Annotated in this window: 18 protein-coding genes; 7 read left to right on the top strand and 11 right to left on the bottom strand. The window is 38.5% G+C overall.

The window, feature by feature from the left end; all coding sequences use genetic code 11:
* Positions 1-5 precede the first annotated feature (5 nt).
* The 3 genes from PARC_RS01760 to pmbA form a co-directional block, all read right to left on the bottom strand.
* Positions 6-2,081 carry a M13 family metallopeptidase gene (locus PARC_RS01760; RefSeq protein WP_010553817.1) on the bottom strand — a complete coding sequence of 692 codons (2,076 nt, stop codon included), beginning with the start codon at positions 2,079-2,081 and terminating at the stop codon, positions 6-8.
* 415 nt (positions 2,082-2,496) lie between these two features.
* Positions 2,497-2,982, bottom strand: coding sequence for a DUF721 domain-containing protein (locus PARC_RS01755; RefSeq protein ID WP_010553818.1), 486 nt, complete (start codon positions 2,980-2,982; stop codon positions 2,497-2,499).
* A gap of 72 nt (positions 2,983-3,054) precedes the next feature.
* Complete coding sequence (gene pmbA, locus PARC_RS01750) at positions 3,055-4,404, bottom strand: metalloprotease PmbA (protein WP_007582066.1); 1,350 nt, start codon at positions 4,402-4,404, stop codon at positions 3,055-3,057.
* A gap of 144 nt (positions 4,405-4,548) precedes the next feature.
* On the opposite strand from pmbA, the gene yjgA reads away from it, so the two are divergent.
* Together yjgA and hemN are read left to right on the top strand one after the other, a co-directional pair.
* Positions 4,549-5,082: a ribosome biogenesis factor YjgA gene (yjgA, locus tag PARC_RS01745; RefSeq protein ID WP_007582068.1), complete on the top strand. Its 534-nt coding sequence runs from the start codon at positions 4,549-4,551 to the stop codon at positions 5,080-5,082.
* Positions 5,083-5,206: 124 nt separating this feature from the next.
* Entirely contained in the window at positions 5,207-6,580 is a 1,374-nt protein-coding gene (gene hemN / locus PARC_RS01740; protein WP_010553819.1) for an oxygen-independent coproporphyrinogen III oxidase, read from the top strand.
* A gap of 94 nt (positions 6,581-6,674) precedes the next feature.
* On the opposite strand, the gene PARC_RS01735 is transcribed toward hemN, so the two are convergent.
* The 3 genes from PARC_RS01735 to PARC_RS01725 form a co-directional block, all read right to left on the bottom strand.
* Entirely contained in the window at positions 6,675-7,190 is a 516-nt protein-coding gene (locus tag PARC_RS01735) for a DUF2489 domain-containing protein (protein ID WP_010553820.1), read from the bottom strand.
* Between the two features lie 12 nt (positions 7,191-7,202).
* Positions 7,203-7,799, bottom strand: coding sequence for a Der GTPase-activating protein YihI (gene yihI, locus PARC_RS01730; protein WP_007582074.1), 597 nt, complete (start codon positions 7,797-7,799; stop codon positions 7,203-7,205).
* Between the two features lie 752 nt (positions 7,800-8,551).
* Entirely contained in the window at positions 8,552-9,184 is a 633-nt protein-coding gene (locus PARC_RS01725) for a c-type cytochrome (protein ID WP_007582080.1), read from the bottom strand.
* Between the two features lie 281 nt (positions 9,185-9,465).
* Here PARC_RS01725 and yihA point away from each other — a divergent pair, with 281 nt between their 5' ends.
* Complete coding sequence (yihA, locus tag PARC_RS01720) at positions 9,466-10,134, top strand: ribosome biogenesis GTP-binding protein YihA/YsxC (protein WP_007377272.1); 669 nt, start codon at positions 9,466-9,468, stop codon at positions 10,132-10,134.
* A gap of 9 nt (positions 10,135-10,143) precedes the next feature.
* Here yihA and PARC_RS01715 read toward each other — a convergent pair whose 3' ends face one another.
* The 3 genes from PARC_RS01715 to polA form a co-directional block, all read right to left on the bottom strand.
* Positions 10,144-10,662 carry a DUF1285 domain-containing protein gene (locus PARC_RS01715; protein WP_010553821.1) on the bottom strand — a complete coding sequence of 173 codons (519 nt, stop codon included), beginning with the start codon at positions 10,660-10,662 and terminating at the stop codon, positions 10,144-10,146.
* Positions 10,659-11,246, bottom strand: coding sequence for a YceI family protein (locus PARC_RS01710; protein WP_010553822.1), 588 nt, complete (start codon positions 11,244-11,246; stop codon positions 10,659-10,661). The genes PARC_RS01715 and PARC_RS01710 overlap by 4 nt, the downstream gene beginning before the upstream one ends.
* A gap of 490 nt (positions 11,247-11,736) precedes the next feature.
* The gene (polA, locus tag PARC_RS01705) at positions 11,737-14,472 is read right to left on the bottom strand and encodes a DNA polymerase I (protein WP_010553823.1); all 2,736 of its coding nucleotides are present in this window, start codon (positions 14,470-14,472) and stop codon (positions 11,737-11,739) included.
* Between the two features lie 524 nt (positions 14,473-14,996).
* On the opposite strand from polA, the gene elbB reads away from it, so the two are divergent.
* The 3 genes from elbB to PARC_RS01690 all read left to right on the top strand — a co-directional run bounded on the left by elbB (position 14,997) and on the right by PARC_RS01690 (position 18,995).
* Positions 14,997-15,644: an isoprenoid biosynthesis glyoxalase ElbB gene (gene elbB / locus PARC_RS01700; protein ID WP_010553824.1), complete on the top strand. Its 648-nt coding sequence runs from the start codon at positions 14,997-14,999 to the stop codon at positions 15,642-15,644.
* Positions 15,645-15,870: 226 nt separating this feature from the next.
* On the top strand, positions 15,871-16,266 hold the full coding sequence (locus PARC_RS01695; protein WP_007582093.1) for a c-type cytochrome: 396 nt from the start codon (positions 15,871-15,873) through the stop codon (positions 16,264-16,266).
* 164 nt (positions 16,267-16,430) lie between these two features.
* Positions 16,431-18,995: a sensor domain-containing diguanylate cyclase gene (locus PARC_RS01690; protein WP_010553825.1), complete on the top strand. Its 2,565-nt coding sequence runs from the start codon at positions 16,431-16,433 to the stop codon at positions 18,993-18,995.
* 15 nt (positions 18,996-19,010) lie between these two features.
* Here the strand turns inward: PARC_RS01690 and rep are convergent, their stop codons facing one another.
* Positions 19,011-21,029 carry a DNA helicase Rep gene (gene rep, locus PARC_RS01685; protein WP_010553826.1) on the bottom strand — a complete coding sequence of 673 codons (2,019 nt, stop codon included), beginning with the start codon at positions 21,027-21,029 and terminating at the stop codon, positions 19,011-19,013.
* Positions 21,030-21,191: 162 nt separating this feature from the next.
* Between rep and ubiK the strand changes: the two genes are divergently transcribed.
* Positions 21,192-21,455 carry a ubiquinone biosynthesis accessory factor UbiK gene (gene ubiK, locus PARC_RS01680; protein ID WP_007582099.1) on the top strand — a complete coding sequence of 88 codons (264 nt, stop codon included), beginning with the start codon at positions 21,192-21,194 and terminating at the stop codon, positions 21,453-21,455.
* 217 nt (positions 21,456-21,672) lie between these two features.
* Here the strand turns inward: ubiK and PARC_RS01675 are convergent, their stop codons facing one another.
* Positions 21,673-22,317 carry an NAD(P)H-binding protein gene (locus PARC_RS01675; protein WP_010553827.1) on the bottom strand — a complete coding sequence of 215 codons (645 nt, stop codon included), beginning with the start codon at positions 22,315-22,317 and terminating at the stop codon, positions 21,673-21,675.
* Positions 22,318-22,320 lie beyond the last annotated feature (3 nt).

Raw genomic sequence — 22,320 nt, 5'->3', positions numbered from 1 at the left:
GTAAATTACCAAATTTTTACGCGATCTTCTGGTTTGATATACATTTTATCACCTTCTTTTACGTCAAACGCTTCGTAAAACTCAGGCATATTCGACAAGATACCGATTACACGGTAGTGACTTGGTGAATGAGGGTCTGTTAATAAACGATTACGTAACTCTTCATCGCGATAGTTACGACGCCAAATTTGTGACCAACCCATAAAGAAGCGTTGATCGCCTGTGTAACCATCAATCACTGGTGATTTTTTATCACCTAAAGACAGCATATACGCTTTATGCGCAACCGTTAAGCCACCTAAGTCACCAATGTTTTCGCCAAGCGTTAGCTCGCCATTAACACTTGCATCTTCAAACGGTTTATATTCGTTATACTGTGCAACTAAAGCCGCTGTACGCTCTTCAAATTGCTTAAGGTCAGTCTCACTCCACCAGTTACGTAAGTTGCCATCACCGTCATATTTAGCACCTTGGTCGTCAAAACCATGACCAAGCTCATGCCCAATTACTGCACCAATTGCGCCGTAGTTTACAGCATCATCCGCTTCTAAATTAAAGAATGGCGGTTGTAAAATAGCTGCTGGAAATACAATTTCGTTGTTTACTGGATTGTAATACGCATTTACTGTTTGCGGAGTCATGTGCCACTCAGAGCGATCAACTGGTTTACCCAATTTAGCAATCATGTCTGCGTATGCCCATTCGCTATAACGAATGTAGTTACCTACTAGCTCATCTGAGTTAATATCCAGCTCTGAGTAATCTTTCCACGTGTCTGGGTAACCAATTTTAGGCGTAAATTTGTCTAGTTTTTCTTTCGCTGCAAGCTTTGTTTCAGGGCTCATCCACTCAAGATTTTCAATAGCAACACCGTAACCTTTAATTACGTTATCAACTAATTCTTCCATGCGTGCTTTAGCTTCTGGCGGGAAGTTATCTTTAACGTATACCTTACCTAAAATTTCACCAAGTACACTGTTAGATGCATCAACCGCTTGCTTCCAAAGAGGTGCTTGTTCTTCTACGCCACGAAGTGTTGTGCTGTAAAAGTCAAAGTTAAGGTTAACTAAATCTTCACTAAGTAGCTCTGCATAACCACTTACAAAATGAAATTTTAAGTAGTTTTTCCACGTCGCTAAATCAGTGTCTTTGTAAATAGTAGCAAGTGCTTCTAAGTAGCTTGGTTGACGTACAATAATGTCACTTGCACTCACGCCTGCATCTTTAAAGAATGCAGCTAAATCAAGGTCACCCATCAACTTGCTTGCATCTGCTACTGTCATCTTGTTATAAGATTTAGTTGCATCACGGCTTTGCACACGGCTCCACTGAGCATCAGCTAGTGTTTTTTCAAATGCAAGTACGCTCTTAGCTGCTTCTGCTGCATTTTTAACGCCTGACTTTGCTAAAACATCAGTGATGTATTGTTCGTAAGAAGCGCGAATTTTAGTGAATTTTTCGTCATCTTTTAAGTAATAGTCACGATCAGGTAAACCAAGACCCGACTGAGATAAATACAATGCATACTCACTTGAATTTTTAGCATCGTTATTTACAAACCAACCAAACGGTAAAGTACCGCCTTGTTTTTGAATTTTAGCCATTAAACCCACTAAATCAGCTTTAGATTTAACGCTATCAATTGTATCTAATGACGGTTGTAATGGCGTAATACCTAGCTCATTACGCGCATCTTTATTCATATAGCTTTTATAAAATGCACCAATTTTGTACTCATCACTGCCTTTTTTAGCGGCTTTGTTTGCGGCTGCACTTTCAAGGGCTATTTTCATCGCTTTTTGCGACTCATCATATAACTGCGAAAAAGAACCGTAGTTAGATTTATCACCTGGTATTTCAGTTTTAGCTAACCACTGACCATTTACATGGTAGTAAAAATCGTCTTGTGCGCGTACTGAACTATCCATATTAGCTAATTCAATACCAAGCTCTAGTGGTTTTTCAGCGGGTGCTGTTACTACTGGAGTGTCGGTTACTTTTGTTTCTTGTTGTTTTTCACCACAACCTACCAAGCCAAGCGCAAGTGCGATACTTGCAGCAGCCATTGTTACTTTATTCATAATTATTCCGTTTGTTAGTTAGAATTGAATCATACCAATCTGCTTATATATGGGGTCTATTTAACGTTAAGAAAATTACGCTAGAACCAGGCAAAAGTTTTTGTATCTAGTTGCTCTAAATAAAAAATTTTTAACGACGTTATAGTGCAATTTAATTCGTTAAATTGATCAAAGACTTATGCAGGTTGGTATCACATACCAACTCCATTAAATTCTTGAATATAGCAGGAGTAAAAATAGCACTGCCTACACGCTTTTACTTAATGGAATGGGTATCAAAGAGCTTTCGATCAATATAAAGCCCACGCAGTATCATAAACCTCATTAAGCCAACAATAAAATGGAATATGTAACAAAGTATTTTGAATGCGGTGAGCTGCCAAATTAGCCCCACCAATAACAAGATGGTGAGTAGTTAATACTTACTTTTATTTTTTCCGTGAAGCGCTAAACGCTCTAGTTTTTCTTTTAAAGAAGGGGGTGCAGAAGATGCTATCGCGTTTAAGTAATCAGCTGTTTGCTCACTCATTTTACGTGAGTTGGTAACTGCAGGACTGCCCGACTTATTCGCTGTACTTAATCTCTGAGTTGCTTGAGGATTTGCAGTTATTTTTATTTGCCCGAGCTCTGCCATTCCGGCAGCTCTAAAATGTGAAAGCATATCCATTTTTAAATAATTAAGCCTAAGCGCGATAGGTGCAGATACCGCCTCTATCATTAGCGTGCCGTCTCGGTAATTACTGACTCGGCATTTATCACCCAACTTAGGACCCAAAAAATCTTTTAATAGGGTTTGCTGTGTATCAAGTGCTTGGCTTTTGCCTGCATAAGCTGATAAACGATTATTTAACCCCGCCATAATATCGGTTAGCGGTTTTGGTGCATATCTATCTTTAGCCATTTTACACCTCGTAAAAGCTCACTTAGACCCAGAGATAATACTCTAGGTCTAAGTATACACTGCGTATTAATACTATGCGCCGGCTATTTGCATTTGCTCTATTAATACTGAGCCAGTTTGAATACCACCACGGCGTTCTATGTCACCACCAATAGCAGATATGCCTTTAAACATATCTTTTAAATTACCAGCAATGGTAATTTCGCTTACAGGATATTGAATTTCACCATTTTCAACCCAAAAACCAGCAGCACCACGAGAGTAATCACCCGTTACGGTATTTACGCCCTGCCCCATTAGCTCTGTAACTAATAAGCCGGTGCCCATCGTTTTTAATAGTGCAGTTAAATCGTTATGAGTTTGCTCAACAAGCCAGTTATGTATACCGCCAGCATGCCCTGTTGGGGTCATATTCATTTTACGCGCGGCATAACTTGCTAATAAATAAGTTTGTAGCTCGCCGCCTTGAATAATTTCCCTATCGAATGTTTTAACACCTTCGCTATCAAACGGTGACGACGCCAACCCTTTTAAAATATGTGGGCGCTCGGCAATATTCACACAATTACTAAATACTTGTGTGCCTAAGCTATCAAGTAAAAAACTTGATTTACGATAAAGCGCACCACCACCAATTGCCGACACTAAGTGACCAAACAATGAATTTGCAATATCGGCTCTAAAAATAACAGGCACTTTCATTGTGCCTAACTTTTGGCTATTTAATTTAGCCAATGTTTCAGCTGCTGCTTCAAGCCCAACTGCCGCTGCGTCATTTAAACCCGCTTGGTCGCGGGCAACAGTATAAGCAGAGTCGCGTTGCATCTGCTCACCATCTTGACCAATTACCATCGTACTAATGCTATGACGAGTGCGTGGAAAGCCAGTTATCAAACCATGGCTGTTACCATAAACACGTAATCCTTGGTGAGATGAAAAACTCGCACCATCAGAGTTAACAATGCGCTCATCTGCGTTTAATGCAGCTTGCTCAGCAGCATGACAAAGCTCAATACCTTCCTCAGGGCTTACATCCCAAGGATGGTATAAATCTAAATCTTTAGGATTAAATTCAAGTAACTCTTTATCAGCAACGCCGTTAAATGGGTCATCCGATGTAAATTTGGCTATATCAATCGCTTTTTCGACTACCATGCGCAATGTTTTTGGATTTAAATCAGCGGTTGACGCCGAACCTTTATTATTACCAACGTATACACTAATGCCTAAGCCGCCGTCTTGGTTAAACTCAATGGTTTCTACTTCACCCATTCGTGTACTAACCGATAAACCAGACGTGCTAGACATAGCCGCTTCTGCAGCTGTTGCGCCTAATTTTTTGGCATGTTCGAGTACTTCTGCTACCGCATCTTTAACTTGCGATATTTGAGAATAAATTGGATCGTTTTGTTGGCTTTTCATAAATTAAGTCCTGAGCCTTAGAGGCATAATGCACGCATTTCTTATATTTAAATGCTAACACACTCAATGCATCACATCAGCTAATATTCCTAAGTATCATATTCATGTATAATGGCAAAAGTTATTTTTATTTAAGAGCACCCCATGGCAAAGAAAAAAGGCAAGCCTGCTGAAATTGAAGAAGAAATTGAATATGTATCAAGAACGGAGCTTAAGCGCGAAGCGCAAGAGTTTCATCAGTTAGGTACTGAAATTGCCAAAATGGGTAAAAAACAGCGCGAACGCCTGCCATTAAATGACGATTTAAAAGCGGCAATGGTTGTTGCTGATAAAATAAGTAATAAAAGTGACGCGTACCGCCGTCACTTAAACTACATCGCTAAAACGTTGCGTACTGTAGAAAACATTGACGCTATTAGAGCGATTATCGATGTAATGCTTAATAAAAATAACCAAGCTGAAGTATTGGTCAAAAAAATTGAGCAATTACGTTCAGACCTAATTGAACAAGGTGATGACCTTATCAATGAGACTATTGAACAGTTTCCGTCTCTTGATCGTCAGCAAATGCGTCAATTGGTTCGTAATGCGGCGAAAGAAGCGAAAGCTGAAAAGCCGGGTAAAGGTTATAAAGAGTTATTTCAATATCTCAAAGATGCCCATACTGTTACGTATTAATTAGACCGCATTAATTGATATTTTATTAAAAAAGGTGCTTCGGCACCTTTTTTGTTATAGATCAAACCGCCTCACTGCGTACTTTTTTATAATCACCCCCTAAATAAATACTTAGGTGCGCGTGATGATTAAACTTCCACAATGGGATCAAACCCTAATAAACAAATATAATGTGTCTGGCCCGCGTTATACCTCGTATCCCACAGCTCTATCACTGCGTGATGGATATCAACAACAAGACCTACTTAGCGCTGTAGAATCATCAACGAGCCGTTCACTTTCTCTATATATTCATATCCCGTTTTGTAGTCAGCTTTGCTACTACTGTGGCTGTAATAAAATAATTACCCGCCATCAATCTAAGGCAGATACGTATCTCGACTTTTTAGCAAAAGAAATTACTGCCCAAGCGCCTTTATTTAAAAGCTACACGGTTGAGCAATTACATTTAGGTGGCGGTACTCCCACCTTTTTAACCGCAAAACAAATGACCCGTTTAATGGCGCTTTTAGAGCAGCACTTTAATTTTACAAGCACAACAGAGCGCGGCATTGAAATAGACCCACGCTCACTTGCCGATAATATGCTCGTTGATTTAAGGATGCTTGGCTTTAACCGTGTCTCATTTGGGATTCAAGACTTTAACGACGACGTGCAACTTGCTGTTAATCGCCCGCAAAATGCAGATACGGTCAAGCAATTAATTACACAAGCTCGCGAGCTGGGATTTCAATCTATTAATGCAGATATGATTTACGGGCTTCCTCTGCAAACGCCAGAGAGCTTTAAGCAAACTATAGAGCAACTTATTGAGTTAAGCCCTGACCGAGTATCGGTGTTTAACTACGCGCATTTACCAGAGCGCTTTGCCGCACAGCGTAAGATTAAAGATGCAGATTTACCCAGTGCACATAATAAACTCACTATGTTTAAAAACACGCTGGAGCAGATGACGCAAGCAGGCTATCAATTTATTGGTATGGACCACTTTGCAAAAACCGATAACGAACTAGCTATTGCGCAAAATGAAGGCAAGTTACATCGTAATTTTCAAGGTTATACAACCCATGGAAATTGTGATTTATTAGGCTTAGGCGTGTCATCAATTTCACAAATTGGCACTGCCATTTTACAAAATCAAAAAGAATTAAAACATTATTACCACAGCATCGAAACACAAATCGGCTGTGCTCTTAATAAAGGTATGCACTTAACACATGATGATGTAATTCGTGCTGATGCAATTAAGCAGCTCATTTGCCAGTTTGAATTAGATATACAAGACTTTAGCGAAAAGCATGCGCTTATATTTAATGACTACTTTGAGGATGCGTTAATTGCGCTTACGCCACTTATAAAAGATGAACTAGTCACTATAAATGATAATAAAATTAGCGTAACGCCACGCGGCAACTTATTCATTCGTATTATTTGCATGTGCTTCGATGCTCATTTACAAAAACAAATAAATGCGACGCGTTTTTCACGAGTGATTTAGCAGATCACTAATTTAATGCAATTAGTATGAAAATTTTTACGCATAAAAAAAGCAGACCAAGGTCTGCTTTTTTTGAGTACTCGAAAAACTAAAGCTAGTTAAAAACCACTTTATCGCTGCCAGGAGCGGCTTTAAACTCGATGATAATTTTAGCGCAATCGGCTTTAACTTCATCTTTAAGTGTTTCTTCAGCTTGCCAGCGAGCTTTATCTAGCTTAAAAATTTCTTTTTTAGCATATTTTTTACGTGCATCGTGTGTCGGCATTTCTTTAACTACCTGGTACATTTTATAAATGCCAGGATATTGTGTCGTTAAATCACGCTCGCTCTCAAAGCCATATTGAGACATAAGTACCCAAATACGTAAACAGCCTTCAGAAAACTCACACTGCTCTTCATTCATTGCACGCGCAATTAAATGAATACTATCGGCTAGTTTGGCATTTCGCTTTAAACGCGACTTCTCAAGCTTTTGCTTTTGTTCAGCCTGCGTTTTAGCAATTAACTTTTTTTGCGCATTTAACTTATACAGCAACTGACCCGCATAAAATGCCAGACCAACTATTATAGCAGCGCCTAAAAGTAAGGCTAAAATTACCGCGGTACTCATTATTTATCCTTACTATTTGTCGTCTTCATCTAACCATTCGTTGGCTAAATCGTCAGATAAGTATTGATCGAAATCAGAATTGCCTTTGCTTTCAATATCATCTTCAAGGTCATCTTCAAATTCGTCTTCATCCTCGTCTTCAATACCAAGAATTTCACATAACGCCTGATGGCGAGCAATACGGCTATTAAAGTACTTAGCATCTTTACCAGTTAGCATTTCACCTTCTTCATGACGCTCTACTAATTTAAGTAAACGCTCGTCATTCTCAAGTGCTTCTAGCTCTTGTTCAGGTGTAAATTCAGGCTCGATTACCTTTTTCAGCTCAATAGTTGGCTTTAAGTTGCGTTTCATTTCAACTTTAGGCTCAGGCGCAGTTGCAATTAATGGTACAGGCTTTTTACTGCCTACACGCTTATCTTTAGGCGCGTGACCAGCATTATGGCTTTCGCTATCTAGTAAATCTGGCGCGTTACGAGAACCTGGCTTAGCACCTTTGGTTTTTTTAACTCGCTGCTCTTTTAATGCGCGCATTTCTTTAAGCTTATCTTGGCTTAAACGAACAGGTCCGTTTGCTGGGCTTTTGCGTGACTTTTTAGTTCTACTCATATCTTGATCATCTCACTTAAGAGGTTTTGAGCGAAGCGCAAATTAATGGGCATCGCAGTGCTGGCCTAGCCAGAAGAATTCAGTTTGCGCTTAGAGGTTGGGTCTCTCATTTAAAAGCGCCTTAGCTAATTAATCGCTAATTTTAAACGGTGGGTATTGTAACAGGACAAATAAAAAGGCGGTAGAGAAAACATCTCTACCGCCTGCTAATCTGAGCGCCATTATCTGGACACTTCTCCCTTCGACTTTTTTTAGTCTTTATTATTTTTATTATTATCAGTCCGTATTGTTATTATTTTTACGTTCCTTGTTACATTCCATTTTGTTTTTATTATTAAACTTCCATGAGTTTTTTATTATTTTCGGTCATCCTGACACTTTTTTATTATTTCCTTTAGTAGCACTAATCTTATGCTATGTAGTCATGCCGCGTTACTTTCCTTGATAGTTATTTCCGTTTTGTTATTGTTGTTTTGCGACAGTGGTTAATTTACTCGTTAATGATTTTGTTACAACTGGTTTATATAACTTTTATTATCTTTATTACATTGAGATATAAAAATAAACATAAATTACAATAAGTTAATCTATAATCAAAAATAAAAAGAAGACTTTTCTTACAACCAGACATGGTCAATGTCTTACATTGAAACGGACGATGTCGTTAATTTTTGACACAAAAAAAGCAGCCTAGGCCGCTTTTTTTAACACATTGTAGTTTATTTATTATTAACTGCTAAATAAATACGACTTTAGTGTAAGCCACCTAAATACTGAGAAAGTACTTCGATGTCTTTATCTGTTAATTTTTTTGCAATATCGCCCATCATGCCATTTAAGTCATTATGACGAGTACCATCACGGAATTTTTCAAGTTGAGCCTTGATATATCCTGGATGCTGAAAAGAAATTTTTGGAAACTTAGCAAGTGACGAGCCATTACCACGTGGGCCATGACATGCTGCACATGATGGAATTCCACGTTCTGCATCGCCTGCTTTAAAAAGCATCTCGCCAACTTCAACAACATCTTTAGGTGTAGCACCTTCAGTCATGTTCATTGAAGAAAAATAAGCAGCTAGATCTTTCATGTCTTGCTCGCTAAGTGGCATAGCCATAGCGCTCATTACTGGATCCATACGCCCTTCTTTGCCGCCTGACGTCATACCTAATTTTAAATCCTGAAGTTGCTTGAGGATATAATCTGGATGTTGACCTGCAATTTTAGGGTAAATATTAACCGGCGCATTACCGTCTGGGCCGTGACAAGCCGCACACGTTGCTGATTTTTCTTTACCTGCGTTTACATCGCCATCAAATGCTGTTGCGTTGCTTGCTGACAACGCACCAAGCAATATTGTTAAAGATAGTGCTATTTTTTTCATGGTGAATTCTCTGTTTCCGACCCTGTATCATCTACAATCGTGATGTTGTAATACATATATTCTACACGATAATAAATTCTCTGGCACGTTTTCTACACATATTAAGCTTATAATTTACAGGGTTTTGACTTAGATTAAGCTTTAACATGTTTTAAATGTACCATAGGTGCTGTTTTTAGGTGGTTAAATACGCTTTTTAATACATCCTTTATAGTATAAAATACGCGCCCTGAGTGAATTTGGTTTACTCAACGTTATTTATTTAAGTTTTAGGAGAGCCTGTGCTCAAATCTCGTATCAAATATAATACTGCGTCTTTCGTAACAAGCGCTCCCGACATTACTAAATTACCTGCTGATACGGGAATTGAAGTTGCGTTTGCCGGTCGTTCCAACGCAGGTAAGTCGAGTGCATTAAATGCATTAACCGATCAGAAGCTAGCACGTACAAGTAAAACACCTGGACGTACTCAGCTAATCAATACATTCGATTTAGCTGATGTTGACGATATGCGCCTTATCGATTTACCAGGCTATGGTTTTGCTAAAGTACCAATCGAAATGAAAAAGAAATGGCAAAAATCGCTAGGCGAATACCTACAAAAGCGTCAAAGCTTAAAAGGTATTGTTATTTTAATGGATATTCGTCATCCATTAAAAGATTTAGACCGCGATTTAATTAATTGGGCTATTGGTAGTGAGATTCCAGTATTGGCACTATTAACTAAAGCCGATAAATTAAAGCAAGGCCCTCGTAAATCACAAGTACTGCAAGTTCGTCGTGAATTAAGCACGCTTGATGGGGATATTACAGTTCATGCATTTTCATCATTAAAAGGCACGGGTTTACCAGAAGTAGCTAAAAAACTAGATGAATGGTTTTTAGGTCCTGTTATTGCTGTACCACCTACCGATGAAACAATCACAGACGAAACTAACCCAGAGGCTTAAACGCTGGCGTTACGATAAATAAAACTGCTTTCCTGCAGATTTAATAAAATAGCCGAGCTTATCAGACTCGGCTTTTTCAGCCCACTGATAATATACGCTTCGCGCAACACGCGCACTACAGCCATAAGGTAGCTTTAGATAAGGCACTTTTGACCCTTTATAGTCTTTTATAACTAAAGGCTGCTGAGCGCTCACCAACCACTGCCTAGCTAAATTATCAATACAGCACAACACCTGCCCTTGCACTGTATTTTCAAAACGCCAATCAACAATAATAAACGGCGCATCATCAACCGTTATTGTTATTTTTTCGACAGGTGTTTTTAAATAAAATTGCTCACCTTCTTTACATAGAACAGAAGCAAACAGCTTCACCATGGCTGGGCGTGTTATTTCGCTGCCATCGTAAAACCATTTCCCCTCATGATTAATGACAATTGGCAGTTCACCACAATGATTAGGCTGCCAACTATCAAAAGGTTTGCTTGGCTCGCTTAATTGCTTGCTAAGCTCACTTAAAGAAATCACTGTTTTTTAAGTGTAATTGCAAATGTAACAGGCACTGCTGTTGCAATTGAAGGTAAGCCCGCTAGCTCTTGCAGCTTTTTAACGCCTTCGGTTATACCAAAATCATCACTATTAATAATAATAGGTGTTAATGATGATACCGTTAAATCACCACTTTGCGTGCTGTTAACGAGTACATCAATTGCCAATGGCTTTTTATTACCGTGAAAATCAAGCTCAGCTTTAATACCCTTCAATACATATTGACCAGGCTTTTTAATATTGCTCAGTTCTTTAGTTAAATTTGCAGTTAAAACAGCATTGGGGAATTTAGCGGCTTCGAATAAAAATGTCGTTAAACGCTCATTACGAATAGGAATTAGAGTTTCGGCTGATGTTAAATCAACATTAACGCTAAACTCGCCTTTATCAGAAAGCATACCTTCAAGGTTGGTAAAATGGTGAGCTTCAGCAATCGAATCTTTTTTAATTGAAACAAAGCTTAATTGGCTTTTATCATTCACTAGCTGCCAATTGGCCTGAGCAACATTAGAAATAACTAAACTTGATAAAGAAAAACCTGCAATAGCTAATGCTTTAAACATAACGCACTCCTTAGTAATAAAATGAAAAGAATAAAAATAATATCACTTCGATGGTATCACCTGCGATGTACCCAAACCACCTCGAAATGACGAATGAATAATACAATTGGTATAGCGCAATAAAGAATTAATTAGATAGGATTTTCAGGCGTAAAACAAAAAACGGCCCACCAAACAAGTTGGTAGGCCGGTATAGCAAACTGGGGAGAAGCTATCAATTTGTTGCACCCTTTCAGATGCATCATCAACAGGATGTCCTACAGGATAGGACAGGCGGGACTTTAACAAAAGCACGCATTAAAATACAATCATATTCCTGTAAAACAGCTCGAATTGACGAACATATAACTATTTAATACAAATAGTTGCTTAAATTAACCTTATTTTAACTAAAGCTTGCATATACCTGATTGAATCACTGTTATTCGCCATTTTTATTAAACATAAAAAAAGCGCCAAAAGGCGCTTTAATTAAAATGCTCAAATTACATTAATGGGCTTGTTCCCAGTTGTCACCTTCATCAGCTTCAACTATAAGTGGTACATCTAGCGCAGCAGCTTGCGACATCAGTTCACAGATGTGTTTTGTGTATTGTGGTGCGCAGTCTGTTTTGATTTCAAATACTAATTCATCGTGCACTTGCATAAGCAGCTTAATTGTATTTGGCGCTTGTTCGTGTACCCAGCGGTTAACGCTCAGCATTGCCTTTTTAATAATATCGGCGGCAGTACCTTGCATTGGTGCGTTTATAGCAGCACGTTCGGCTCCTTTTCTGCGCGCCCCATTACGTGCGTTTATTTCTGGTAAATGTAGGCGACGACCAAATATTGTTTCAACGTAGCCATTTTCAGCTGCTTTTTCGCGTGTTGTTTCCATGTACTCTAATACACCGGGAAAACGCTCAAAGTATTTATCTATGTAATGCTGCGCTTCGTGGCGTGGCACATCTAGCTGACGTGCTAAACCAAATGCCGACATACCGTAAATTAAGCCAAAGTTTACTGCTTTCGCCTTACGGCGCATATCGGTAGTTACATCATCAAGCTCTACACCAAATACTTCAGCGGCAGTTGCACTATGTACATCTAAGCCGTTAGCAAATGCATTTAATAGACCTTTGTCTTGTGAAAGATGCGCCATAATACGCAGCTCAATTTGACTGTAATCGGCAGCAACAATTTTATAACCATCTGCGGCTATAAACGCTTCACGAATACGACGTCCTTCTTCTGAACGAATAGGAATATTTTGTAAATTAGGATCAGTTGAACTCAAGCGCCCCGTAGCCGTAATTGCCTGATGATAAGACGTATGTACACGCTGGGTTTTCTCATTCACCATTAATGGTAATTTATCGGTATACGTTGATTTAAGCTTTGATAAACCACGATGCTCTATAATTACTTTAGGTAGCGGATAATCATGAGCAAGTTCTTGCAGTACTTCTTCTGCGGTAGAAGGTGCACCTTTAGGCGTTTTTTTAATAATAGGCAGCCCAAGCTTTTCAAACAACAGTACTTGTAGCTGTTTTGGAGAACTTAAGTTAAATGGTTCGCCTGCTATTTCAAACGCTTCTTTTTCAAGCTCAATTAAACGCTCGCCTAAACGTTGGCTGTGCGCTGCAAGCATATTGCTATCTATCGCAACACCGGTGCGTTCAATATCAGAAATCACACTAATAAGTGGCATTTCTATATCTTCAAATACCGATTTTAGCTTTTCATCAGCTGCTATTTTTGGCCAAAGCACTTCGTGTAAACGCAAAGTAATATCGGCATCTTCAGCGGCGTAAGGCGCTGCTTTTTCAAGTTCAATTTGGTTAAAGGTAAGTTGCTTTTTACCTTTGCCAGCAATATCTTCAAAGCTAATATTTTTATGACCTAGGTATTTAAGTGCTAGCGAGTCCATATCGTGACGCGTGCCTACACTATTAAATACATACGACTCAAGCATAGTGTCAAACTTAATACCATTTAGCGCAAAACCTGCATTCGCTAATACGCTTTTGTCATATTTAAGGTTTTGCCCTACTTTAGCTTTGTTTTCATCTGCCAAAATTGGACCTAGCTTTTGCATTACAAATTCAAGGCTTAATTGCTCAGGCGCACCTGGGTAGTCATGCGTTACCGGTAAATACACAGCTTCACCCGCTTTTACGGCAAAGCTCATACCCACCAATTGCGCTTTCATGTAATCAAGGCTGGTTGTTTCAGTATCAAATGCAAATAACTCAGCACTATTTAATTGCTCTATTAGCGTATCAAATTGCACTTGCGTTAAAATAGTTTCGTAATGAGCATCTTCTACTTTTGGTAATTCAGTGGCTTGGGTAGGTACAGCTAAATGTGTTTCAGCATCTTTAGGATTATCAAGTAATTCAGCTAACCAACGACGGAATTCGCACTCACCATATAATGCAATTAATTCGTCTTTATTAGGCTCTTGAAGTTTGAATGTATCAAGATCAGATTCAACTTCAACATCACACTTAATTGTCGCAAGTTCGTAGCTTAAAGGCAGATGATCAAGAGCAATTGCTAACTTTTCGCCTATTTTACCTTTAATCTCACTGGCGTGATCCATTACACCTTGAAGAGAACCATATTTTTCTAACCATTTAACTGCAGTTTTAGGACCACAACCTTCAACACCCGGAATATTATCGACCTTATCACCCATTAATGCTAAGTAATCAATAATAAGTTCAGGGCCTACACCAAACTTTTCAACCACGGTAACGGGATCTGAAATACTGTCAGTCATCGTGTTTATTAGCGTAACGTGTTCATTAACAAGCTGTGCCATGTCTTTATCGCCAGTAGAGACGAGTACATGTCGTTTTTGCTCTGACGCTATACGTGCAAATGTACCAATAACATCATCAGCTTCAACGCCTTCAATACTAATTAGCGGAAAGCCCATCGCTTTAATAATACTGTGTATCGGTGCTATTTGAGTGCGTAAGTCATCCGGCATAGGCGGACGATTTGCCTTATACTCGCTATACATATCGTTACGGAACGTTTTACCTTTAGCATCAAATATAACCACCATATGTGAGGGATCGTATTGTCTGATCAAGCTTTTAAGCATGTTGATCACGCCATAAATAGCGCCCGTAGCTTCACCTTTAGAATTAGTTAAATGCGGCGGAGAATGATAAGCACGAAATAAATATGACGAGCCATCAACTAAAATAAGTGGGTTTTCGGGGATCTGAGCCATGGTGAATTTGGATCCTAAATGCAAAAAATTAAGGTAATTATAAGCATGCCATAAGGTAGTAAATAAAACGACAGTGAATTACTGCTTATCGTGTTATTAAAACTATAGCAAGCTGTGGATAAGTGTGTAGATAACAGCCACGAGCTATTCTTCCAAAGCATTATAAAATGCCTAGAAAATACTTTAACTGTATGTTTTAATTTAAAAAAGATAATACGAGGTTCTTTTTTTATTATTTTAAACCAATGTGGAAAAAGGTTTTCTAACGACTGCTTGTGTTGTTATTCACTTTGATTATTCGCGTCCATTTAAATAACCGGAGGAGTATTCTAGCACAATGGATCGAAGATCATAGCGATCCTTTATAATTTTTTTAAAGGCAAAGTGATCGCAAATGGCATAAACCGCAATACAACTTGCATAGAGAATGATTTTTGTACTAAAAATTTATTTTCGCGAGAAATTTTGAGCATGTTAGACTTCATCCGATCGACTTATAAAAAAGACTTTAGGGGCACAAAAGCATGAAAAACGTAGCGGTAATATTAGCAGGGTCTGGTGTGTACGATGGTAGTGAAATTAATGAAGCAATTTTAACTTTATTGCATATAGCCAAAAATGGCGCAACGTATCAGTGTTTTGCACCGGATATTGAACAACTTCATACCATTAACCATTTAACGGGCGAAGTAATGCCTGATAAACGTAATGTATTAACAGAAGCGGCTCGTATTGCACGGGGTGACATTAAATCACTGCTTGAACTAGACGTAACACAGTTTGACGCATTAATTGTACCTGGCGGTTTTGGCGCTGCAAAAAACTTATGTGACTTTGCAATTAAAGGCGTAAAAGCAAATATTAATAAAGACGTACTTAATGCTTGTAAATCATTTGCAAAAGAAAATAAGCCTGCTGGTTATATGTGTATTGCACCCGCTTTGATCCCATTTATTTACGATAACGCCGTACTTACTATTGGTAACGATACAGAGACAGCACAAGCGCTAAGCACATTAGGCGCTAAACATATAAATTGTGCAGTAGATGATGTTGTTATTGATCAGCCAAATAAGCTAGTTACAACCCCAGCTTATATGCTTGCGCAATCGATTATTGAAGCCGATGCAGGGATCGAAAAACTAGTTAGTAGCGTATTATCAATAAATTGATCTTAGGATCTAAAAGTTAATTGTATGACTGTTTGCGCTTATTAAATTGCTTAACAAAAAACAGTAAATAATTAAATTTTATTGCGTTAACGCAAAAAGTAGTCAGTTTTATTAATAAAAACGCCTCTTAGCATTTTATAAATTGGCTCAGAGAGTTATAATCGGTTTAATTTCCGTCATCTTTAATCGTGATTGATCACGTTCAAATCGAAGTGAGCAAGGCAAAATGAAAAAATTAACAGCTGCAGCATTATTAATGCTAGCAACCACTGCATACGCACAGCCATATGATAACTCTATGACTGAAGATGCAATTAAAGCACGTCTCGCGCCGGTTGGTGCTGTATACCTTGAAGGCGATAAAGCTGCTGTAGCAGCCGCGCCTACAGGCCCTCGTTCTGGTGAGCAAGTGTATCAAGGTGCATGTTTTGCATGTCACGGTACTGGTGCACTAGGCGCGCCTAAATCGCCTGACGATTGGGCTCCACGTATAGCTAAAGGTAAAGACACTTTACTTGAGCATGCACTAAATGGCTTTAATGCGATGCCTCCAAAAGGCACCTGTATGGATTGTTCTGATGATGAGATAAGCGCTGCTATCGACTTCATGACATCTAAGTAAATACAGCTGAAATACACTAAAAAGGTTTACTTCGGTAAGCCTTTTTTAATACCTAAAATAGTGTTTCTAGCCAGTATGGTAGTACGAATATCAACTTGACGATAAGCGCTAAAAGTGAAAGTATAAGGCTAATAACTATACAATAAAAATAGCCGGTTAGATCATTGGAAGATAAACTCTCAGTATCGAGTAAATTGGCGTATCAAAATAAACGTCTAAAAACATTACTCAATAAATACAAACAATCACATCACTTACAAAATGCGCTGATACAATTATCAGAGCAAGCAAGTACTGTTGCCGAGCTAACCCTACTTTATCCCGCTATCCACGACATTTTACAAAAATATGTGCCGAGTAAAAGTTTTTATGTGGTGCTATTAAATCAATACAGTCAATCGTTAGAACTTTCTTACTTTTCAGATGAAAAAGATGGTATTGCCGTCGCCCTTAACCAATCAAATAGCTTTGATGAAGGTGCCACTGGTTATGTATTTAAACAGGGTAAAACCACATGTTTTACCAAGCAGCAAATGCAAAATGCCGCAGCAGAAGGCTTATTTAAAGCATTAGGCACTCCAGCAGAGCATTGGGTAGGTGTACCGGTTTACCAAGAACATAATATTATCGGTGTTTTAGCAGCGCAAAGTTACGATACAAAACAAGGCTATAGCTCACAACAAATACAATTACTTGAGTTTATGTCGCTTTATTTAGCAACTGCAATAGAGCGTGTAAAAAAACGAGAGCTCCTTGAGTCAGAAGTTAAAATTCGTACCCGAGCACTCACTCAAAGTAACGACGCGTTAAACCTTGAAATAGAACAACGCAAACGCGCACTTCAACGCCAACAAATTCTGTTTAAAATATCTGAAATAGCAACGCAAGCTAAAAATCTTGATGATGCTTACTTTAAGATACATGAAATAATAAAAACAATTACCTACGCAGAAAACTTATATATTGCACTTTACGATAAAGAGTCTGGCTGGATAAGCTTCCCTTATTGTGTAGATGAATTTAAAGAAAACACACAACCAAGACGCTTTGCTAAAGGTTATAGTGAACTGGTAATAAGCACTGAAGAAACGCAACTTATACACCCGTGTAGAGCAAAAGAATTAATAGAAAGCGGTGTAGTACAAAGAGCTAAGCCTGTACAAAAAGAGCAAATGGCCACTAGTTGGTTAGGCGCTCCACTTAAAACAGCTCAAGGAGTTATCGGCCTTATTGTTTGCCAAGCTTACGATAACAAACATATTTTCAGCCGGGATGATTGCGAGTTAATTACCTTTGTATCTCATCAAATTGCAGCGGTTTTACAAACAAAACTCACCAATCAAGCTATTGCAAAAAGCCACCAAGAACTCGAATTTAGAGTAAACGAAAAAACCAAAGAACTGCGTCAAACAAATCTGCACTTACAAATGCAAATAGATGAGCGTAAAAAAATAGAGCAGCAGCTTTATCACGACGCACATCACGACTCTCTTACTAGCTTACCTAATCGCAGCCTCTTTTTAACTCAGCTTGAAAAAACACTACAACATTATCAGCGCTTTCCTGAACATAATTTTGCTGTTTTATTTATTGATTTAGATAAGTTTAAAGACATTAACGACCAGCTTGGTCACCATGCTGGCGATCAGTTTTTAATTAACGTTAGTGAGTTATTTGCCCAGTGTATACGCGAACATGATTTACTAGCACGCTTAGGTGGCGATGAGTTTGTTATTTTATTAACGCACTTAACTGAGCCTCAACAAGCAGAAGATGTTGCCAATCGTATTATCGACTTAATGGAAAAGCCTTTTTGCCTTAAAGGGGAATATTTACAAAGTGGTGCAAGTATAGGGATAACCTATTCAAAGAAAAGCTATACGCATACGGATGAAATTATTCGTGATGCCGATGCTGCAATGTATCACGCTAAAAACTCCGGAAAAAATCGCTACGAGCTATTTCATCCGCTATTAACGCAATCAATACCTGCGCAGGCACTAAAAGCACAACATCACCTTGATATATTACCTATGAGTTTTAGAAGCTCAGAAATAATTACGCTTGATGAGCAACATCAGTCTGAATCTTTATTTGAAGCATTTGGTGAACACCCAATACTTGGCTTTACTAGCTTTGATATTTTGAAAAAGTTTGCATCAGATAAAGAACAGCACCTTGAGATAGAGTTACAGCTATTACAACGCGCTTATGCACAAGCAATTACCGCAAATGTAACTATGGCGCTGGTTCCTTGTTCTGGTTTACTACTCGAGGAGCACGAATTTGTTTTATTTACAGATACGCTAAATAAACAACAAGGACATAGCCAGCTCTGTTTGCTATTTGATGAACAAGAAATTCGTCACGCAAGCGCAACACAAATAGAAAACCTCAAAAAGCTATCACAACTTGGTTATTCAATTGGTTTAAACAATTTTGCTAAAGATCGATGCGAACTTAATTTACTAACCGATATTAATTTTGACTATCTGCTACTTAGCTCGACCTTTAGTAAACGTGTTTTACAACAAGAAAGTTACGATTTTCAGCTACAAGGGGTGCTAGCAATTACAAAGCTCAAAGCAATGAAAGTCATTGCTAAAGGCCCATCAATACTTAATTTTAGAGCTTTATTAGACAAGCACGGTTTGGCATTTTTTGTGGGAAAACAACACGCTCTAGTATGTTCTGAGTTACCTAAAATACAAGCAACCCAGTCTTTATAAAATTAGCCTGAGGTATTACTCAGGCTTTTTAAACATGGCGCGAAGGTTAGCGACTCTTGCTTGGCCTTTTTCCATTCGCTCTGCTTGCGTATTTGGCGCCTTTTTATTTTCAAACGCGAGATCGTCCTGCGGTAACTCTTGTACAAATCGGCTTAACTCAGTTTGTGAGGTTTCACCAAATTGACGACGTATTTTTGCATAAGTAAGTGTTAACTCCTGCTGCGCACGAGTAATACCAACATAAGCTAAGCGGCGTTCTTCATCTACGTTATCTTCATCAATACTTACCTGATGCGGAAGTAAGCCCTCCTCCATACCTACCATAAATACGTATGGGTACTCTAAGCCCTTAGATGCATGCAGTGTTGATAAGTGCACTGCATCGGTTTCATCTTCTTCTTCGTTACGCTCAAGCATATCGCGAAGGGTTAGCTTGCTAACAACCTCGGCTAATGTCATTGGTTCATTGTCGGCATCACCGGTCAACATATCGGTGATCCAACGATACAACTCAGATACGTTTTTCATACGCATTTCAGCGGCTTTAGCACTCGGTGACGACTCGTACAAATATGCCTCGTAATTAATATTACGCACTAAGTCTTTAACAGCTTCGAGCGTATCACCGCGTACTGCGTTATCTGATAGCTCAACAACCCAGCGTGCAAACCCAGCAAGCGCATTAAAACCACGCCCTTTTAGTCTGTAGCCTAAATCGTTATCAAAACAGGTAGCAAATAAGCTCACGTGTTTTTCGTTAGCAAGCGTACCAAGCTTTTCAAGTGTAACCGTGCCTATTTCGCGTCGTGGTGTATTTACGATACGTAAAAATGCATTGTCATCATCTTGATTAACTAGCAAACGTAAATACGCCATAATATCTTTAATTTCTGAGCGAGCGAAAAACGACATACCGCCACTAATTTTATAAGGAATACGGTTACTCATTAAAGATTTTTCAAAGCCACGTGCTTGATGATTACCACGATATAAAATCGCGTAATCTTTATAGCTGGTACGCTTCATAAACTTATGTGAAATTATTTCAGCAACCACACGCTCAGATTCATGCTCTTCATCGCGGCACCCTATTACTTTAATCGGCTCACCATAACCTAGTTCACTAAATAACTTTTTCTCTATGTCATGTGGGTTATTCGCAATTAAAATGTTAGCCGCTTTTAGTATTCGCCCTGCACTTCGATAGTTTTGTTCAAGCTTTATAAGTCTAAGCCCTGGGTAGTCTTTACCTAATAACACTAAGTTTTGCGGGCGAGCACCACGCCATGAGTAAATTGATTGATCGTCATCACCTACCACAGTAAAACGGGCACGCTCGCCTACTAGCAATTTAACAAGTTGATATTGGCTTGTATTGGTATCTTGATACTCATCCACCAGCAAGTATTTAAAGCGTTGCTGCCAGCGCTCACGAGATGTGGCGTTATTAGTAAGTAACAAAGTAGGGATCATAATTAAATCATCAAAATCCAGTGCGTTATAAGCACGCAGTTGATTTTGATAACGAGCATACAGCTGTGCAAACAATGCCTTTTGCGCATCACGCGCTTCGCGTATTGCTTGCTCTGGCAGTACTAATTCGTTTTTCCAACTACCAATTTCCATTTTAAGTAGTTTGAGTAAGTCCTTGTCTTTTTTTAGCTCATCTTCGGTGAGCTCACTTAAAAGCTGATTGGTATCTTGATCATCAAATAACGAAAAGCCGGGTTTAAACCCTAATGTGCTTAACTCTTTTTTTATTATTTCTAAACCGAGTGTATGAAACGTTGATACCCATAAACCTTTAGCGTCTTGCTTTCCGAGCGTTTGCAGTACTCGTTCACGCATTTCTTTGGCTGCTTTATTGGTAAAAGTAACAGCGGCTATATTTCGCGCTTTGTACTCACATTTTTTCACTAAATAAGCGATTTTATTCGTAATAACACGGGTTTTACCAGAGCCTGCGCCTGCGAGTACTAAGCATGGACCACTAATATATTTTACGGCTTCATCTTGTTTAGGATTGAGTTTCATAACGACCAAAGAAATTTAAAAGACGCGCAATTTTAACGTAACCATTACTGCGAGCATAGCAATTGCCTTAATTAATTAAGGTAAAGATGATCATGTGTTAAATACCGTGGGTATAAGGTAATATTAGTTATTATTATTTTAGGCCGCATCGAAGGGACAAATATGATCAACCCAGCAAAACTTGAAGAAATTGCTAAGCAAATTACTAGCAATATGCCACAAGGTGTAAAAAACCTAGCAGAGACACTCGAAGGTAAAACAAAGCAAGTTTTACAAAACAAGCTTGCTGAGATGGATTTTGTGAGCCGTGAAGAATTTGATGTGCAAAGCCAAGTACTTATTCGTACTCGCGAAAAACTAACCGAACTTGAAGCTAAAGTTGCATTGCTTGAGCAACAACTTAGCACTAAAACTGACGCTGAATAATTATACCAATTGCATTAAATTAGTGTTCTATTATAGCGATAAGAAAATAGCTCAATAACAAGGCTAAAATTGTGGTAAATAGTTGTTCTATATAAATAATTTTTAACGTAGTTAGTGAGTTATTTAATACGCTAGAATGATCATTTTTTTAATAAAATTGGTATTAATTTAGTGTACAAAAAAGGCAGCTTAGGCTGCCTTTTGCGTTTTACTAAGTTTATTCAAATAGCTCATCTAGCACATAATAAAATAACTTAGCCTGCTGCGCTAAACTCACACTCAGCATTTTTTGCGCAACTTGCTCGCCAGTTATTGGTTTGTAACGCTTTAAAAACGGAAGTCGCGTAATAACAGGAAAAATAATACTGCCTATCTTTTCTGCCACTCTAAATTGCTCACGATCACCTAATAATAAAGATGGTTGTAAAATACTTATTTTATCAAAAGGGAGTGCTTTAATATGTTGCTCAAGCTCACCCTTCATTTTCAAATAAGCACTATTACTGTGCGTGTTCGCCCCGCTTGATGACACTAAGCAGTAATGCGTAACACCATTACATGCCGCTAACTGAGCCGCTATAAACTGATAATCAAAATCTACTTTACGCTGAGCTTGTGTAGAGCCCGCCTGTTTAAGGGTTGTGCCCAAACACGAAAACAATACGTCACCTTTAAAAAGCTCAACGTATTGAGTTAATTTTTCAAAATCAATAACGTGATTAACTAGCTTTGCGTGTGTAATAGGCAAAGCCCGACGACTTAACGTAACCACTTTGGTATAACGATCGCTCTTAAGTAGCTTATGTAGCAACTCATTACCGACCAAACCTGTAGCACCTATTAATATCGCCGTTTTAGTCATAAA

It is taken from the genome of Pseudoalteromonas arctica A 37-1-2 (assembly GCF_000238395.3).
Lineage (GTDB): Bacteria > Pseudomonadota > Gammaproteobacteria > Enterobacterales > Alteromonadaceae > Pseudoalteromonas > Pseudoalteromonas arctica.
The sequence above is the reverse complement of the archived record's forward strand: the minus strand, read 5'-3'. Positions and strand labels throughout refer to the sequence as shown.